At 59.8% G+C, this 14,762-nt stretch carries 15 protein-coding genes, 1 tRNA gene and 1 riboswitch; of the genes, 9 read left to right on the forward strand and 7 right to left on the reverse strand.

Annotated elements, in window-relative coordinates; translation table 11 throughout:
* Positions 1 to 3: 3 nt before the first annotated feature.
* From ggt to V7Z56_RS14900, 3 genes are all read right to left on the reverse strand, one after another.
* Positions 4 to 1,593: a gamma-glutamyltransferase gene (gene ggt / locus V7Z56_RS14890; protein WP_334130335.1), complete on the reverse strand. Its 1,590-nt coding sequence runs from the start codon at positions 1,591 to 1,593 to the stop codon at positions 4 to 6.
* 90 nt (positions 1,594 to 1,683) lie between these two features.
* Positions 1,684 to 1,899 carry a DUF4170 domain-containing protein gene (locus V7Z56_RS14895; RefSeq protein WP_334130336.1) on the reverse strand — a complete coding sequence of 72 codons (216 nt, stop codon included), beginning with the start codon at positions 1,897 to 1,899 and terminating at the stop codon, positions 1,684 to 1,686.
* Between the two features lie 84 nt (positions 1,900 to 1,983).
* The gene (locus tag V7Z56_RS14900; RefSeq protein WP_334130338.1) at positions 1,984 to 2,571 is read right to left on the reverse strand and encodes a hypothetical protein; all 588 of its coding nucleotides are present in this window, start codon (positions 2,569 to 2,571) and stop codon (positions 1,984 to 1,986) included.
* 149 nt (positions 2,572 to 2,720) lie between these two features.
* Between V7Z56_RS14900 and V7Z56_RS14905 the strand changes: the two genes are divergently transcribed.
* Positions 2,721 to 4,490, forward strand: a complete 1,770-nt coding sequence (locus V7Z56_RS14905; protein WP_334130339.1) for an adenylate/guanylate cyclase domain-containing protein — start codon at positions 2,721 to 2,723, stop codon at positions 4,488 to 4,490.
* Between the two features lie 9 nt (positions 4,491 to 4,499).
* Here V7Z56_RS14905 and V7Z56_RS14910 read toward each other — a convergent pair whose 3' ends face one another.
* Positions 4,500 to 5,315: a NifU family protein gene (locus V7Z56_RS14910; protein WP_334130340.1), complete on the reverse strand. Its 816-nt coding sequence runs from the start codon at positions 5,313 to 5,315 to the stop codon at positions 4,500 to 4,502.
* A 102-nt stretch (positions 5,316 to 5,417) separates the two neighbouring features.
* On the opposite strand from V7Z56_RS14910, the gene V7Z56_RS14915 reads away from it, so the two are divergent.
* From V7Z56_RS14915 to fumC, 4 genes are all read left to right on the forward strand, one after another.
* Positions 5,418 to 6,188 carry an enoyl-CoA hydratase gene (locus tag V7Z56_RS14915; protein WP_334130341.1) on the forward strand — a complete coding sequence of 257 codons (771 nt, stop codon included), beginning with the start codon at positions 5,418 to 5,420 and terminating at the stop codon, positions 6,186 to 6,188.
* An 87-nt stretch (positions 6,189 to 6,275) separates the two neighbouring features.
* On the forward strand, positions 6,276 to 7,475 hold the full coding sequence (locus V7Z56_RS14920; RefSeq protein ID WP_334130342.1) for a GGDEF domain-containing protein: 1,200 nt from the start codon (positions 6,276 to 6,278) through the stop codon (positions 7,473 to 7,475).
* Entirely contained in the window at positions 7,472 to 7,645 is a 174-nt protein-coding gene (locus V7Z56_RS14925) for a hypothetical protein (RefSeq protein WP_334130343.1), read from the forward strand. Before V7Z56_RS14920 ends, V7Z56_RS14925 begins: the two co-directional genes overlap by 4 nt.
* A gap of 43 nt (positions 7,646 to 7,688) precedes the next feature.
* A complete protein-coding gene (gene fumC, locus V7Z56_RS14930) occupies positions 7,689 to 9,080 on the forward strand; it encodes a class II fumarate hydratase (RefSeq protein ID WP_334130344.1) in 1,392 nt (463 codons plus the stop codon).
* Positions 9,081 to 9,094: 14 nt separating this feature from the next.
* Here the strand turns inward: fumC and V7Z56_RS14935 are convergent.
* Positions 9,095 to 9,168: transfer RNA gene (locus V7Z56_RS14935), tRNA-Gly, on the reverse strand.
* A gap of 181 nt (positions 9,169 to 9,349) precedes the next feature.
* Positions 9,350 to 9,428: riboswitch (SAM riboswitch) on the forward strand.
* 46 nt (positions 9,429 to 9,474) lie between these two features.
* Here V7Z56_RS14935 and metZ point away from each other — a divergent pair.
* From metZ to V7Z56_RS14955, 4 genes are all read left to right on the forward strand, one after another.
* Positions 9,475 to 10,689, forward strand: coding sequence for an O-succinylhomoserine sulfhydrylase (gene metZ / locus V7Z56_RS14940; protein ID WP_334130345.1), 1,215 nt, complete (start codon positions 9,475 to 9,477; stop codon positions 10,687 to 10,689).
* A 114-nt stretch (positions 10,690 to 10,803) separates the two neighbouring features.
* Positions 10,804 to 11,211, forward strand: coding sequence for a Co2+/Mg2+ efflux protein ApaG (gene apaG, locus V7Z56_RS14945; protein ID WP_334130347.1), 408 nt, complete (start codon positions 10,804 to 10,806; stop codon positions 11,209 to 11,211).
* 36 nt (positions 11,212 to 11,247) lie between these two features.
* The gene (folE, locus tag V7Z56_RS14950; protein ID WP_334130348.1) at positions 11,248 to 11,853 is read left to right on the forward strand and encodes a GTP cyclohydrolase I FolE; all 606 of its coding nucleotides are present in this window, start codon (positions 11,248 to 11,250) and stop codon (positions 11,851 to 11,853) included.
* A gap of 14 nt (positions 11,854 to 11,867) precedes the next feature.
* Positions 11,868 to 13,319, forward strand: coding sequence for a TrkH family potassium uptake protein (locus V7Z56_RS14955; RefSeq protein WP_334130349.1), 1,452 nt, complete (start codon positions 11,868 to 11,870; stop codon positions 13,317 to 13,319).
* An 8-nt stretch (positions 13,320 to 13,327) separates the two neighbouring features.
* Here V7Z56_RS14955 and V7Z56_RS14960 read toward each other — a convergent pair whose 3' ends face one another.
* Both V7Z56_RS14960 and V7Z56_RS14965 read right to left on the reverse strand, forming a co-directional pair.
* Positions 13,328 to 13,972 carry a TetR/AcrR family transcriptional regulator gene (locus tag V7Z56_RS14960; protein WP_334130351.1) on the reverse strand — a complete coding sequence of 215 codons (645 nt, stop codon included), beginning with the start codon at positions 13,970 to 13,972 and terminating at the stop codon, positions 13,328 to 13,330.
* 106 nt (positions 13,973 to 14,078) lie between these two features.
* On the reverse strand, positions 14,079 to 14,672 hold the full coding sequence (locus V7Z56_RS14965; RefSeq protein ID WP_334130352.1) for a hypothetical protein: 594 nt from the start codon (positions 14,670 to 14,672) through the stop codon (positions 14,079 to 14,081).
* Positions 14,673 to 14,762 lie beyond the last annotated feature (90 nt).

Genomic DNA, 14,762 nt, shown 5'->3' on the forward strand with positions numbered 1-14,762 from the left:
GGTCTAGTAGGCGAGCGCACAGCCATCTTTGCGCGATTCTGATCCGGCCGCGAGCACGCCCGTCTCCGGGTCAATGGAAATGATTTGCGCGCCGCCGAGCGGCATTGCCGTGTCGGCGAGGGTATAGCCCATCGCCGCAAGCTCACTTCGGACCGACGCCGAAATACCCGCTTCAACTTCGAGAACCCCCGCATTGTAAAAGGCGCGCGGGCAGTCGATCGCTTCCTGTACATCCATGCCGTAGTTCCAGATATTCGTCAGCAGGCGCACATGGCCGACCGGCTGGAACCCGCCGCCCATCACGCCGTAGGTAATGGCCGCCCGGCCATCCTTTGTGACCATGCCGGGGATGATCGTATGCAGCGGACGCTTGCCGGGCGCGACGGAGTTCGGATGCCCGGGATCAACGACAAAACCAAAGCCGCGGTTCTGAAAGACGACACCCGTTTTCGCACAGGCGATACCGGACCCAAACGACTGATAGAGAGAGTTGATAAAGGAGACGACATTGCGATCCTTGTCCACAACGGAGAGATAAATCGTATCCCGGTTGCTGTCGAGCGCGCCCGCGCCTGTGGGATCGCCCGCTTTCCCGATCTCGATGTAGCTGCAGAGACGGTCCGCAAAGGCGTCGGAGAGAAGCCTGTCGACCGGGATCTCCGCCTGGTCCGGATCGCCCACATATTTGTTGCGCGCAAGATAGGCGAGACGCGCCGCCTCCGCCTCAAAATGCAGGCGCTTTGCACCAAATGGGTCCAGCCCGTCAAGTCCGAGACGTTTCAGGATGTTGAACATGATGAGCGTTGTGATCCCCTGCCCATTTGGCGGGATCTGGTGCACGTCGTAACCCTGATAGTCCGTCCGGATGGGCGTTACATCATCGGCAACGGTCGCCGCGAAATCGCTCAACTCATGCAGCCCGCCCGCCGCGCGGAGTGTCTCCGTCATCTGCTCGGCAAGCGGTCCCTCATAAAAAGCGGCCCTGCCGCCTTTCGCCACAGCGCGCAAGGTTGCGCCAAGCGCCGGCAGCCGCCAGATGCTCCCCGCCTTCGGCGCTTTGCCGTTTTGCAGGAAGAGAGTGCGCGCCGCCTCGTTATTCTCAACCTTGAAAACGGCCTGCTGCCAGTCGATAGAGGTACGCTGCGACACTGTAAAGCCGTTTTCGGCGTAATCGATGGCGGGCGCAAGAATATCGGCAAAATCCATGCGGCCATATTCCTCATGGAGGCGTATCCAGGCATCGATGGCGCCCGGAAGGGTCACGGAATGCACACTCGTCGGCGATATTTTATCAATCCCCTGCGCCCTCAGATAGTCCGCCGTCAGGGCCGCCGGGGCCCGGCCCGAGCCATTCAACCCCTTGATCTCGCCGCTGCCGTTCCTTGCGACGAGCGCAAAGCAATCGCCGCCGATCCCCGTCTGCATGGGATCAATGACGCACTGAACGGCGCAGGCGGCTATGGCGGCATCCATCGCGGTGCCGCCAGCCTTCAGAATGCCAAGACCGGCCTGCGAGGCGTGAATATTAGACGTCGCAATGGCGCCGTTAAGGCCGTAGGTGACGGACCGGCCGCCTTGATAGAAATTGCGCACTGATCTCCCTCCCTGGTCCTTTATCGCCGTAAGCTGGTGCACCCGGGCGGATGCGCTTTACGCCGCGTCTGGCGCGGTCCGCCTGGCTCCCTACCAGAGGCGGACGATTACATATTTGGTAAAGGCGTCATCTACCTTCATCTGGCTGGCGGCGCGCCATGCGGCGAGGGCGTCGGGGTAATTGTCAAAGAACCCCCGCACGTCCATCCCGTCAAGATTGGTGAAGTCCCGGCCGCGGGTGTCGGCGACCTTGCCGCCGAAAACAACAAACAGTTCCGCGCCTGCTTTTGACGTCGTCTCAACCATTTTTATCCTTTTCAACAATCCTGCATTTCCCCGGTGCAATCCGCCTCGCTCCCGTACAACTATTCTCTTGCAGATTGCCGGGCGCTAATCCCACTCATCACGCGACGCCGCGAGACCAAACGATACCACCGCGATCGACAGCAGCACAAGTTGAACACTGATTTCCTCAAGGCCCGTATTGACCGCCAGCCAGCGTACCGCATGTTGGGCCGCGACAAGACAGGCAACCGATAGCAACAGATAAACGGCGAGCAGGCTTGAGGAAAACAGCCGGATAATGCCGACCAGCAGGATGATCCCCATCAGTGCAAGCTGTAAATTCTGTGGAAAGCGCCAGTAGCCAAGCGTTAGCGCGACGGAAAGCCCGGCCAGAACAAGCAGCAGGATCGGCCAGTAGAAGCGGGAAAAGAAAGACGCGAAAAGCCCGGCAACGGCGCCAAGTGCAAAAGCAGTAAGCCCGATCGACTGGGCAAAATGCCGAGCCATGGTGAAGTGGCCGTCAAGAGCGGCATATCCTGCGTATTTCAGCCCGCCAAGCAGCGCCATCACGCCAACGGCCACCGCGCCGAACGCCCAGAACAGGCTGGCGGGAAAAAATGCCTGCCGTGCCAGATTGAGTGAAATCAGGCAGCAGATAAAAAGAATTCCCTCGAATGCGACAACCAGATTCATCGCGCGAGTATGACTGCTTTGCCGCAGTTTGTCCACTCGGCGGATCGCTTAGGCTTTGAATCAATCGGGGACTCATGCTATCTGCATTTGAGCATCAGGGAAATCAGGAGCCGCCCATAGCAACGCCACCCGAAAAGCAAAGGAAATCGGTGTCCATCGCAACTGTGCTCGCCATCAGCTTTGGCGCGCTCCTCGCGGTGACGGTCATCATTGTTCTCGGCATCAGCCTGCTCTCAGGGATTGCGACGACCCGCGATCTGCTGCTCGACAAGGCCGGGGCGGCCATGCAGGCGGCGGAAAGCGATCTTCGCGAAATGCTCGATCCCGCCGCCCAGCAGGCCCATTACCTCGCCGATCTGGTCCAGCACGGCATTCTCGATGTCGAGGACAGCGCAGAGCTTGCCGATTATCTGATCGGCGCCATGGCGGGGACGCCACAAATCGCGTCGCTCTCCTATGTCACCGCCGATATGCAGGTCACCTCCGCCAACCGCGCGGCCTACACGGTTTTCACCGCCGATGAGAGTCACGACCCGATCGCCGTCCTCGGCATCGAGGAACTGTCGCAGCAGGCGGACGGAAGCTGGGGCCAGCTCACCTATGTCCCGACGCTCAATCACGCGGTTGTCAACTTCCGCGAGCCGGTCATTCGCGATGGCGCCTTCATCGGCGCGATCATCGCGACGATCTCGGTTGCCGCCATCGCCGAGCGGATGGAGGCCGCGCCGGTCCTGACCAACGGCAAACGCTTCATCCTCTACGGGCGTGACCGTGTCCTGACCGAACAGGGCGGCGCGCCGCGGCCGTATGGCCTCAGCGTTGAGAATGTCGTCCCCCGGCTTGAAGACATTTCCGATCCGGTTCTGAAAAACATCTGGTCGGGGACGGCGCGCGACTTCGGCCCCGGCACGGCGCAGAATAATTTCGACACCCTCTCACTCGATCATGGCGGGCGGCAGTATATCTTTGTCTACCGCAATCTCGAGGGCTATGCCGAGCAGCCGTTCGTCATCGGTTACTGGGTGCTGAATGATGACGTCTCCGCAGGCTTTCAGCGGCTCATCTACGCCGGCATCTCGGGCCTTGCCATCATGCTGATCGGCGTCTTGCTGGCCATTCTTATCGGACGGCGGATTGCAAAGCCCATCCATGCCCTCTCGGCCGCCTCACGCCGCATCTCGGAGCTTGATTTCAGCAATATGACCGCGCTGCCCAGGAGCCGCTTCAAGGAAATGGATGAAGCAAACCGCGCCTATAACCGGATGGTCCTCGGCCTCAAATGGTTCGAGACCTATGTGCCGAAGGCGCTCGTCCGCCGGCTTATGGAGAGCGGCGAGGCGCGCTCCGAACAGCGCATCGTCACTGTCATGTTCACCGATATCGTCGGCTTCACCCCGCAGGCCGAGCAGATGGATTCCGAAGATGTCGCGAATTTCCTGAATGCGCATTTCCAACTCGTCACCGCCTGCATCGAGAAGGAGGGCGGCACTGTCGACAAATTCATTGGCGATGCGGTGATGGCCTTCTGGGGCGCACCCGAGAATGTGCCCGATCACGCCGCCCGCGCCTGCCAGGCCGCGCTCGCCATCAAACGCGCGGTTGAAGCGCATAACCACGAGCGCGTCGCGGCGGGGCTTGAGAAAATCCGCATGCGGATCGGGCTGCACACGGGGCCGCTGGTTGTTGGTAATATCGGATCCCCGGGGCGGCTCAACTACACCGTCGTCGGCGATACCGTGAACACCGCCCAGCGCATGGAGCAGTATGGCAAGAACCTGCCTCCGAGCGAGACGAGCGACGTCACCGTCCTGATGACCGAGACCACCTGCCACGCCGCCGGCATGATCGCCAACAGGATCGGCGACTGCCAGCTGCGCGGCCGGGCCGATCCGGTCACCATTTTCCGTCTCGATCAGTGAGAGGCGCGTCTAGCGCGGCTGATAATAAGGGTTGGTGCCGTCCGCGTGATCGGTAATGTCCAGCACCTCGGTGATCGACGGAACGAGATTCTGGATCTCGACCGCGACGCCCTGCTTCAAAGTCACATCGGCCATGCCGCAGCCCTGACACCCGCCATCGAGCCGGACAAAGGCCCGGTTATCCTGTAGATCGACCAGCGTGATGCGCCCGCCATGCGCCGCGATGGAGGGGTTGATCCGCTCCTCCAGCAGCTTCTGAATCGCCGCCGCCTCGGGTGTTTTCAGACCGGGCTTCGGCAGGCTCTCGCGATAGTCGAGAACGGCCGTAATTTCGGGGATGTAATGGCGCAGCATATTCTGGATGCCGGTCAGCATCGAGAAGGCGGAGCCCTGGAACTTCAGGTAAAGCTTGCCGTCCTTGAAGCTGTGAAACGCAACATCACCGCCGGACTGGGTCACCGCCGGAACAATACGGGTCGCGAGAAGATCCTTCACCTGCGCGATGATTTCCGCATCAAATTCACCGGCAGCGTCGCTCTTCGCAACCACCGCGGGATCGCCGCTTTGAAAATGGGCGACGAGCGCACCGAAGATCTCCGTGCGCAGTGACGTCCAGTCTTTGTCGTCCGACTTGCCGACAACAACGCTTTCCTCGTGCAGGGTCACCGAGGTCACCCCGTCGACAGCATAAAGCCGCGCCGCAAGCGGAGAGACCTCCGCCGCCGTCTCGGCCGGAACCTGCAAGGGGCCGCCCGCATACACCTTGTCGGCGGGAAAGAACTCAAGCTCTGTCGAGTTTTCAACTGGTTTTGTCTGAATAAACATCTTTTCGTTCCAAAGATCACGTGGAGGATGACGGCATCAATTCTTCCTGCCATAAAGGGCCATCCTTTTAGTCATAACGTAATAGTAATCTTGGAGAAGACAATGGCCAACTTCATTCTGACCGAATTGGAAGAAAGAACGCACGGTAAAGTCGCGCGGCTGACGATCGACAACCAGCGGAAGCTGAATATCCTCAACAGCACCGTCATCGAACAGTTCGGCGAGGCGATCGATCGCCTGAGCACCGACAAGGATATCGCCGTGCTGGTCATTACGGGCGCAGGCGAGAAAAGCTTTATCGGCGGCGCCGATATTACCGAGATGGCCGGCCTTGATCCGGCATCGGCGCGCAAATTCATCACCAGCGTCCATATGACCTGCCGCAAGGCGCGCTTCTTCCACGCCCCGGTTATCGCGCGGGTCAACGGCTTCTGCCTCGGCGCCGGGATGGAGCTTGCAGCGGCCTGCGATATCGTCGTTGCCCGGAGGTCCGCCTCCTTCGCGATGCCGGAAGTCCGCGTCGGCATCCCCTCGGTCGTCGAAGCGGCGCTGCTGCCCCGCATCCTCGGGCTCAACCTTGCCCGCGATCTTGTTCTCAGCGCCCGCAGCATCAGCGCGGAAGAGGCTTACACCGCAGGTCTCGTGCAGCGGCTCTGCGATGACGAGGCGCTCGATGCCACGGTCGAGACCGCCATCGAGGAAATTCTCGAAGGCGGCCGCAACGCCATGGCAATCCAGAAGCAGCTCTGCAATGACTGGGAGAATAACTCGCTCGAGGATGGTATCCAGCTCGGCATCGACGCTTTCGCGCGCGCTTATGAGAGCGACGAACCCGCGCGCATGATGACCGCCTTCATCAAGCGGCCGCGCTAACTTCTGACAACCGCCTCCTCCCGCGTAAAAGCATTATTCATTACCCGTATTATTTGGTATGAAGAAGACGATGGGAGGGGGCATCCTATGCTGGTATTCATTTATAACGTCTTTTCGGGCGGCGGGCGTCAGGCGCTGTCGCTGGAAGGGCTCGATCGACTTTTCTCGACCCGCAGCCACTCGCCGCTGCTCAAGCGCCGCCGCGCCCGCGTCATTCTCTCACGGGTGCGCTTTCTGAGCCTCGTCTCGGCCTTCGCATTTCCGCTCGGCTATCTGCTCGACATGCTGACGTTCGATAGCGAGGCGGCACAAATTCTCGGCATCACACGGGGCCTGATCGCGGTGTTGTTCCTCGCGCTTTATTTCGGGATCTCGAAGGGCGAGAGCCTCCGCGACGCGTACCGTGCGATTGGCATTTTCTTTGCCATTCTGCTCGCGTTCCAGGCCATGTACCAGCCGCTTCTCGGCACCATGAACATCCTCGGGGCGACAAGTCTCGCCGCGGCCGGCTATGCCCTCTTCCCATTTCTTATCATCGCCTGCATTGCGACATTTCCGCTGACTGTCAAAGAAAGCGTCCTGCTCCTTGCCCTCCTGTTCGTTGTTCAGATGCTGATCCTTGTTCTCATGCCGGAAAGCGCCGATCAGGGCCAGCGCGTCGGTATTCTTCTCACCCTTTCGGCAGCCGGCCTGCTCGCCGCGTTCGGCGCCATCAGCCAGCAGCTCTACATGTCTCTTCTCATCGATCACGCCTCGATCGACACGCTGACCGGCGTTTACAGCCGCAACAGCGGCGAGGAAATCATCGATGTCCAGTTCCGCATTTCCAAGCGCCAGAACACGCCTTTCTCCCTCGTCTTTATCGACATCGACAATTTTAAATCCATCAACGACCGCTATGGCCATGAAGCGGGGGACCGGGTGCTCGCCAATGCCGCGACCAATATTCGTCGGAATGCACGCGGATCGGATGTCGTTATCCGTTGGGGCGGTGAGGAATTTGTGGTACTTCTTCCCAATACCGATGCTGCGGGGGCGATGAAGTCCATGCGGCGCCTGCGCAATATCGGCCTCGGACTGCGGCCGGACGGCAAGATGGTAACGGCAAGTTTCGGCATCGTCGATCGCCAGAGCGTGAGTGTCGCGGATTGGACGGCGCTGGTCGATATCGCCGACAATCAGATGTATGAGGCGAAATCACGAGGAGGAGACGACATTTCTGTTTATGTCCCGAGCGATACCCCGGCGGCGGCGCCTGACCGCCCGGCGTCTGCGGCGGCGGAATGATCTTAAAAATTCTCTCTATCGCCTTTGCGGTCCTCTTCATTGCGCGTATCCTGTTTGCGAGAAAGCTGAAAGAGATGGGCAAGGCCGCTGACCGGACGATCAATCTCTTCCTGATCGCGATTGCCCTCTATCTTCTGCTGCATTTCGTCGTGCTCTATAGCACGACATAGACCCATTTCATTCCCCGGGGCGCCGCAATGAAGGAGACGAAGCATGTCCGAAACCCGCATTGAAACGGATACCATGGGTGAAATCGCTGTGCCGGCCGATCGCTACTGGGGCGCGCAGACGGAACGCTCGCTTGAGAATTTCAGGATCGGCGGCGAGACGCTCCCTGCCCCGCTGATTCGCGCCCTCGGCCTGCAAAAGAAGGCGGCAGCGCTCAGCAACCAGATGCTCGGCAATCACGAGTCCCGTCTCGCGGACGCCATCATCATGGCCGCCGATGAGGTGATCAACGGCGACCTTCTCGATCATTTTCCGCTCGTCATCTGGCAGACGGGATCGGGCACACAAAGCAACATGAACGCCAATGAGGTGATCGCCAACCGCGCCAACGAAATTCTTGGCAGCCCGCGCGGCAGCAAGAGCCCTGTCCATCCCAATGATCACGTCAATATGGGACAAAGCTCCAACGACAGCTTTCCGACCGCCATGTCCATCGCCGCGGCGGAGCAGACAAGCCATCATTTGCTGCCCGCCCTCAACCATCTGCACCAGGCGTTGCAGGACAAGGTCACCGCGTTCGATGATATCGTGAAGATTGGCCGAACCCACACGCAGGACGCCGTCCCGATCACCCTCGGACAGGAATTCTCGGGCTACGCCCGGCAGGTTGAGCTTGGCATGGCGCGGGTGAGAGACTGTCTGCCCCGCCTGCTGGAACTTGCGCAAGGGGGCACCGCCGTCGGGACCGGTCTCAACGCTGCGCCCGGTTTCGCGGAAACATTCATCACCAACATCACCCGGCTGACCGGCCTGCCGTTCACCAGCGCCGAGAACAAGTTTGAAGCGATCGCCGCCCATGATGCGCTGGTGGAACTATCAGGAACGCTCAACGTCCTTGCGACGAGCCTGATGAAAATCGCCAACGACATCCGTTTCCTTGCAAGCGGCCCGCGCAGCGGCCTTGGCGAGCTGATCCTGCCGGCGAATGAACCCGGCTCATCGATCATGCCGGGAAAGGTCAACCCGACGCAGAGCGAGGCCATCACGCAGGTCGCGGCGCAGGTCATGGGCAATCACGTCACCGTCACCGTTGCCGGATCCAACGGCCATTTCGAGCTCAATGCCTTCAAGCCCGTGATGATCTACAACGTCCTGCAATCCATTCGCCTGCTCGGCGATGCGCTTCTGAGTTTCACCGACAATTGCGTTGTCGGGATCGAGGCGAACCGGACGCGGATCGATGAGTTGATGGCGCAGTCGCTGATGCTGGTGACGGCGCTCAATCCGCATATCGGCTATGATAACGCGGCCAAAATCGCCAAGAAGGCCCATGCCGACAACAGCAGCCTGAAGGAAGCGGCGCTTGCCCTTGGCCTGCTCACCGCCGAACAGTTCGATGACTGGGTCCGCCCCGAGAATATGGTTGGGAAAGAATAGAAACGTCGGATCATTGGAGCGGGTGAAGGGAATCGAACCCTCGTCTTAAGCTTGGGAAGCTCCTGCTCTACCATTGAGCTACACCCGCGACGCCTCTTAAGTGCACCAAAGCGGGCGCACCGTCAAGAGTATTGAAAGGCGCGCGCCCTCTCTTTTTCACCGCCCGGACTCGCGCGGGACGATGTATTTGAAGCGCCGCGCCACAGGTTGATATTCTCCTTTCATTAGAACAACAGAATTTCTTGACAGCGGCAAAAGCTGGCGATAATCATTTTTCCCGTGGTGATTTGTGCCGACCGGCTTGCGGCCACGTTAAAGAAAACGCTAAAAGGTCGGGGCTCACGGGAACCCTGATCTATTGGTCGGGGTTTTTTTGTGCCTCGAGGGTAATGACATGACAAAAGATGAAAGGACGACGCCTTGCGTCAAAAAATATCGGACCGCCACAAAACTGGTGCGCGGCGGAACGAAACGATCGCAGTTTAACGAGACGAGCGAAGCCATTTTTCTGAATTCCGGCTTCGTTTATGACAGCGCCGAGCAGGCGGCCGGCCGCTTCACGGGTGACAATCAGGGCTATATCTACTCGCGCTACGCCAACCCGACGCTGTCGATGTTCGAGAACCGCATGATCCTTCTCGAGGAGGGGGCCGAATCGGCCCGCGCGACGGCGAGCGGAATGGCGGCGGTCAACGGGGCGCTGATGTCGCTGCTGAAAGCCGGCGATCATGTCGTCGCGCCGCGCGCGCTGTTTGGGTCCTGCCTCTATATCATCGAGACAATCCTGCCGCGCTTTGGCATCCATACGACGCTGATCGACGGGACCGATATCGACCAGTGGAAGAACGCCGTCACCGACAAAACCGCGTGCGTTTTTCTTGAGACGCCGTCTAATCCGTGCCTTGAGGTGATGGATATCGCCGCCATTTCCGAGATCGCGCACAAAGTTGGCGCGAAGGTGATCGTCGACAATGTGTTTGCAACGCCGGTGCTGCAGCATCCGCTTAACCTTGGCGCCGACATCGTCGTCTATTCCGCGACGAAGCATATTGACGGGCAGGGCCGATGTCTTGGCGGCATCATTCTTGGCGCCGAGGAATTCATCGAAGAGACGCTCGCCCCATACCTCAAGCATACGGGTCCGGCGCTGAGCCCCTTCAATGCATGGAACCTGTTTAAAGGTATCGAAACGCTTGACCTGCGCGTCCAGAAACATTGCGACAATGCGGAAAAGATCGCCGATTTTCTCGCCGCCCATCCGGCGGTCAGGAAAGTGATTTATCCGGGCCTTGAAAGCCATCCGCAGCATGCGCTGGCGCGCGCGCAGATGTCCCGCGGCGGCTCGCTCATCGCGTTTGAAATCGAGGGTGGCCGGGCGGAAACTTTCGCCGCGCTCAATCGGCTGTCGCTGATCGACATCAGCAACAACCTCGGCGATGCAAAATCCCTCATCACCCATCCGATGACGACGACCCATTCGAGCGTCGATCTCGCGACGAAGGAACGGCTCGGCATCAGCGAAAGCATGCTCCGTCTCTCGGTCGGGCTTGAGGATGCGGCCGACCTGATTGACGATCTTGGAGAAGCGCTCGGGCCGATCGCCGGCTGACGAGCCGCGATCGGTTGCGGCAGCGACCTGTCCGATTTACTGGACAAATTTGCCCCTTGGCGCGATATTCAGGGGGAGCCGGGCTCATCGGGCAGGTCGCGCAAGGAAAGTAACATGACGGTATCTGGCCTTTACAGCAAGATCACAGAGAATATAGAGGTGTCGGTGACGCCGATCTTTCTTCAGGATCGCTCCCGGCCAGCAGACAATCTTTATGTCTGGGCCTACCAGGTTCGGATCGAAAACAAGGGATCCAGCACGGTGACGCTCCGCTATCGTCACTGGCGGATCACCGATGCCACAGGCCGCTCGGAAACCGTTGACGGCGAGGGCGTGGTCGGGGAACAGCCTGTCCTTGCGCCGGGCGAGTCTTATGAGTATACCAGCGGCACGCCGCTCTCGACGCCGTCCGGCATCATGGTTGGCAGCTATGACATGGAAGAAGAATCGGGCAACCTTTTCTCCGTTGATATCCCCGCCTTCTCGCTGGACAGCCCCGGGGCGATTTCATCCCTTCACTGATCCGCCGCGCACATCACAAGTTAGGAATCAGGTACCATGACCAAACATTCTCACCCCGGCGCTCCGGCCAAGGACCGTCCGACCAAGGAGCAGGCCGAAGATGCGGTGCGCACGCTGATCCGCTGGGCGGGCGATGATCCGACGCGGGAGGGCTTGCGCGGAACCCCCGACCGGGTCGTCCGCTCCTACCTTGAGTTTTTCGCCGGCTACAATGAAGACCCCGATGCCTATCTCGCCCGCACCTTCGAAGAGGTAAACGGATATGACGAGATGGTCGTTCTGAAAGACATCCGGGTCGAAAGCTATTGCGAGCATCACATGGTGCCGATTATCGGGGTTGCCCATGTCGCCTATATGCCGAGCAACCGTGTCGTCGGCATCTCGAAACTTGCCCGCGTTGTCGATGCCTATGCCAAACGGCTGCAAATCCAGGAGAAGCTGACCCGGCAGATCGCCGAGACGATCGAGCGCGCCCTGCAGCCGAAGGGCGTCGCCGTCATTATTGAAAGTGCCCATCAATGCATGACAACGCGGGGCGTACATAAGGATGGTGTCACAATGATCACCAGCACCATGCTGGGGGTCTTTCGCCGCTCCGACATCACCCGGCGCGAACTGCTCTCTTTCATCGATAAAGGCTGAAGGCCAATCGGGCCGTGACCGACTTTCGTCTGATCCTGACAATTATCGGCCTCCTGCTCGTTTTCACGGGCGTAACGATGCTGGTCCCGGCCGCCGTCGATCTCGGCGTCGGTCATCCCGACTGGCAGATGTTTCTTATCTCCGCGGTGGTTCTGTTCTTTATTGGCGGCGGACTGTTTCTCTCGAACCGCGGCAGCGGGCTGATGCTCGACCGACGTCAGGCCTTTGTCTTGACGACCGCGGCCTGGATCGTGCTTCCCGCAGCGGCGGCGCTTCCGCTCACCTTCGGCACGCTCGACCTGTCGCTCACGGATGCCTTTTTCGAGGCGATGTCCGGACTGACGACCACGGGCGCGACAATTCTCATCGATCTCGAGACCCTGCCGCCCGGCGTGCTGATCTGGCGTTCGCTGCTGCAATGGTTCGGCGGGATCGGGATTATCGTCATGGCGATTTCCATCCTGCCGCTGCTTCGCGTCGGCGGCATGCAGCTTTTCCGGATGGAGGCATCGGACGCCACATCGGAGAAAATGCTGCCGCGCGTCGCCAACATCGTGAAGGCAATCGCCTTCATCTATCTCACGCTCAGTATAATTTGCGCGCTCGCCCTCTGGGGGGCCGGCATGAGCCTGTTCGATGCCGTCAACCATGCGATGACGACGCTCTCGACCGGCGGTTTTTCCACCGCCGACCAGTCGGCAGGACATTTCAACAATCCGCTCGTCGAGAGCATCATGGTCGTCTTTATGATCATGGGGGCGATGCCGTTCCTGATGTATCTGCATTTTTTGAAGGGCAACCCCGGCGATTTCCTGATGGACAGCCAGATCCGCTGGTTTCTCTCGCTCATCCTCACGGGCATTGCGCTTCTCGTCTGCTGGCAACTGCTGCACAGCCGCATCCCCTTCTTCGACGCCCTGCGCCATGCGACCTTCAGCGTCACGTCAGTCATTACAGGAACCGGCTACGCGACTGTCGATTACAGCCAGTGGGGAGGGTTCAGCGTCGCCGCCTTCTTCTTTCTCATGTTCACTGGGGGCTGCGCCGGATCGGCGTCGTGCAGCATCAAGATCTTTCGCATCCAGATCGTCGTTGAAACCCTGCGCTGCCGATTGATCCAGCTCGTCCGCCCGAACGGCATTGTCGTGCCGCGCTATAACGGCCGCGCCCTGCCGGAGGAAGCCATTACCTCGGTCGCGAGCTTTATTTTTCTCTTCTTTGCGCTATTCGGATTGACGGCCATCGGCATCAGCCTGACCGGTGTTGACTTCATCACCGCCATATCGAGCGCCGCCGCGGCGATTACCAACGTCGGGCCGGGACTTGGCGACATTGTCGGCCCGTCGGGTAACTTCCGCTCGCTGTCGGATCCGGCAAAGTGGATCATGGCAATCGCCATGCTGCTCGGCCGGCTGGAGCTGTTTACTGTTCTGGTGCTTTTCTCGCGCCGCTTCTGGCTCCGCTGAGGCGGGGCTCAGGCCAGCCCGAGCGCAGTGATAACCAGCTTTGTGACCCGCTCCCTGGTCTTCTCTCGCTCCGCGGCCGCAAACTCCTGCCAGCCCACGCGCGCTTTTATCAGCTCCACCCCGCCCGCCTGCTGCAGACAGAGAAGAAGGAGAAGCGCCGCATCAAGACGCGCTGCTGCCTGACCCGCCGCCCCGCCCTGCAGGCGCGCAACGAGGATCGCGAGAAGATCCGCGATCACATTGATATGCCCGTCCATGAGGATGTGAAATCCCTCGCCCGGAATGTCCAGCTCCCGCAGGATCAGCCGTGTCCGCCAGCGCCCGTCATCGGAAAGCGCATCATCAACAAGGCGGGCGACGAACTTCTCCATCATATCGGCATAGTCCCTGCGGTCGCCGCCAGCGGAGGCGAGCCGCTGCTCCAAGAGCAGGGCAAGATCCATCCGAAGCGGCTTCAGGTCGCGGACCAGCTTTTCGAAAACCGCCCGGTAAAGTCCTTCCTTGCTGTCGAAATGATAGGAAATGGCGGACAGGTTGACCGCCGCCGCCTTGGCGATTTCGCGCGTCGACACGGCGCCAAAGCCGCGCGTCGCGAAGAGGCGGCCCGCAACGTCCAGCATCCTGTCTGAGGCAGATTTTTGAGCGTCGGTCATGCTACCGGATCAATCGTTTGATTTAGCTGGCTGAGGCTAGGTCAAAATGCGCGCGCCGACAAGCGGGAAACGCGCCGCCGCCACAATGGGACGGCGCGTTCACTCATTAACGGAGATATGTCCCCATATAGGCGCGGATATTTTTCTCCATTTCCTGATCGAATGCCTGCATCAGGGCGTTTACTTGCGTGTAATACATCTTCTCCCGCTCGTTCAGCGTAATCCCTTCAGGAACGGACTTGCTGCGCGTCACCTCGGCAGTCGCAACGGCATAGGCGCCGGAAATTTCGTTTACTTTGACTTCAACGAGGGCGTGAAATTCATAGAGCTCCGACTGGCTTTTGGTCACCAGCCCGCGCAGCCCGGCTGCCTTGTCGAGTTCCTTTTCGAGCGCGCTCGCATCGCGGATCGTGACAATCGCAACCGCCGCGCTGTTGCCGGTCGTTTTGAGGCGATCGCTCACCCAGTTGCGAATGGCGTGATTGATGGAAACCGGCAGTTCATGCTCGACATGCGGCCGCTGCAAGGGGGCGCGGAATTCGTCAACGATCCGGATTTCCCCGACATCGAGGTAAATCGGGCGGAGATGCTGAAAGGTAATATCCGGATAGGAGGGCTGCGGCGGTGCCTGCACGCACCCGGCGAGAACGCCTGTCATCAAAAGGGAAACCGCAATCAGAAACCGCTTGATGCCTGCCATGTCGCTAAACCTTTTCACGAAGGGAAACCCGCCATACTGTATTACGGGGTATAAAGGAAATTCAACCCTCTCCTTGTCAACAGCTCGATC

Origin of the sequence: Sneathiella sp., from assembly GCF_036844445.1 — a bacterium.
In the GTDB taxonomy this organism is placed as follows: domain Bacteria; phylum Pseudomonadota; class Alphaproteobacteria; order Sneathiellales; family Sneathiellaceae; genus Sneathiella.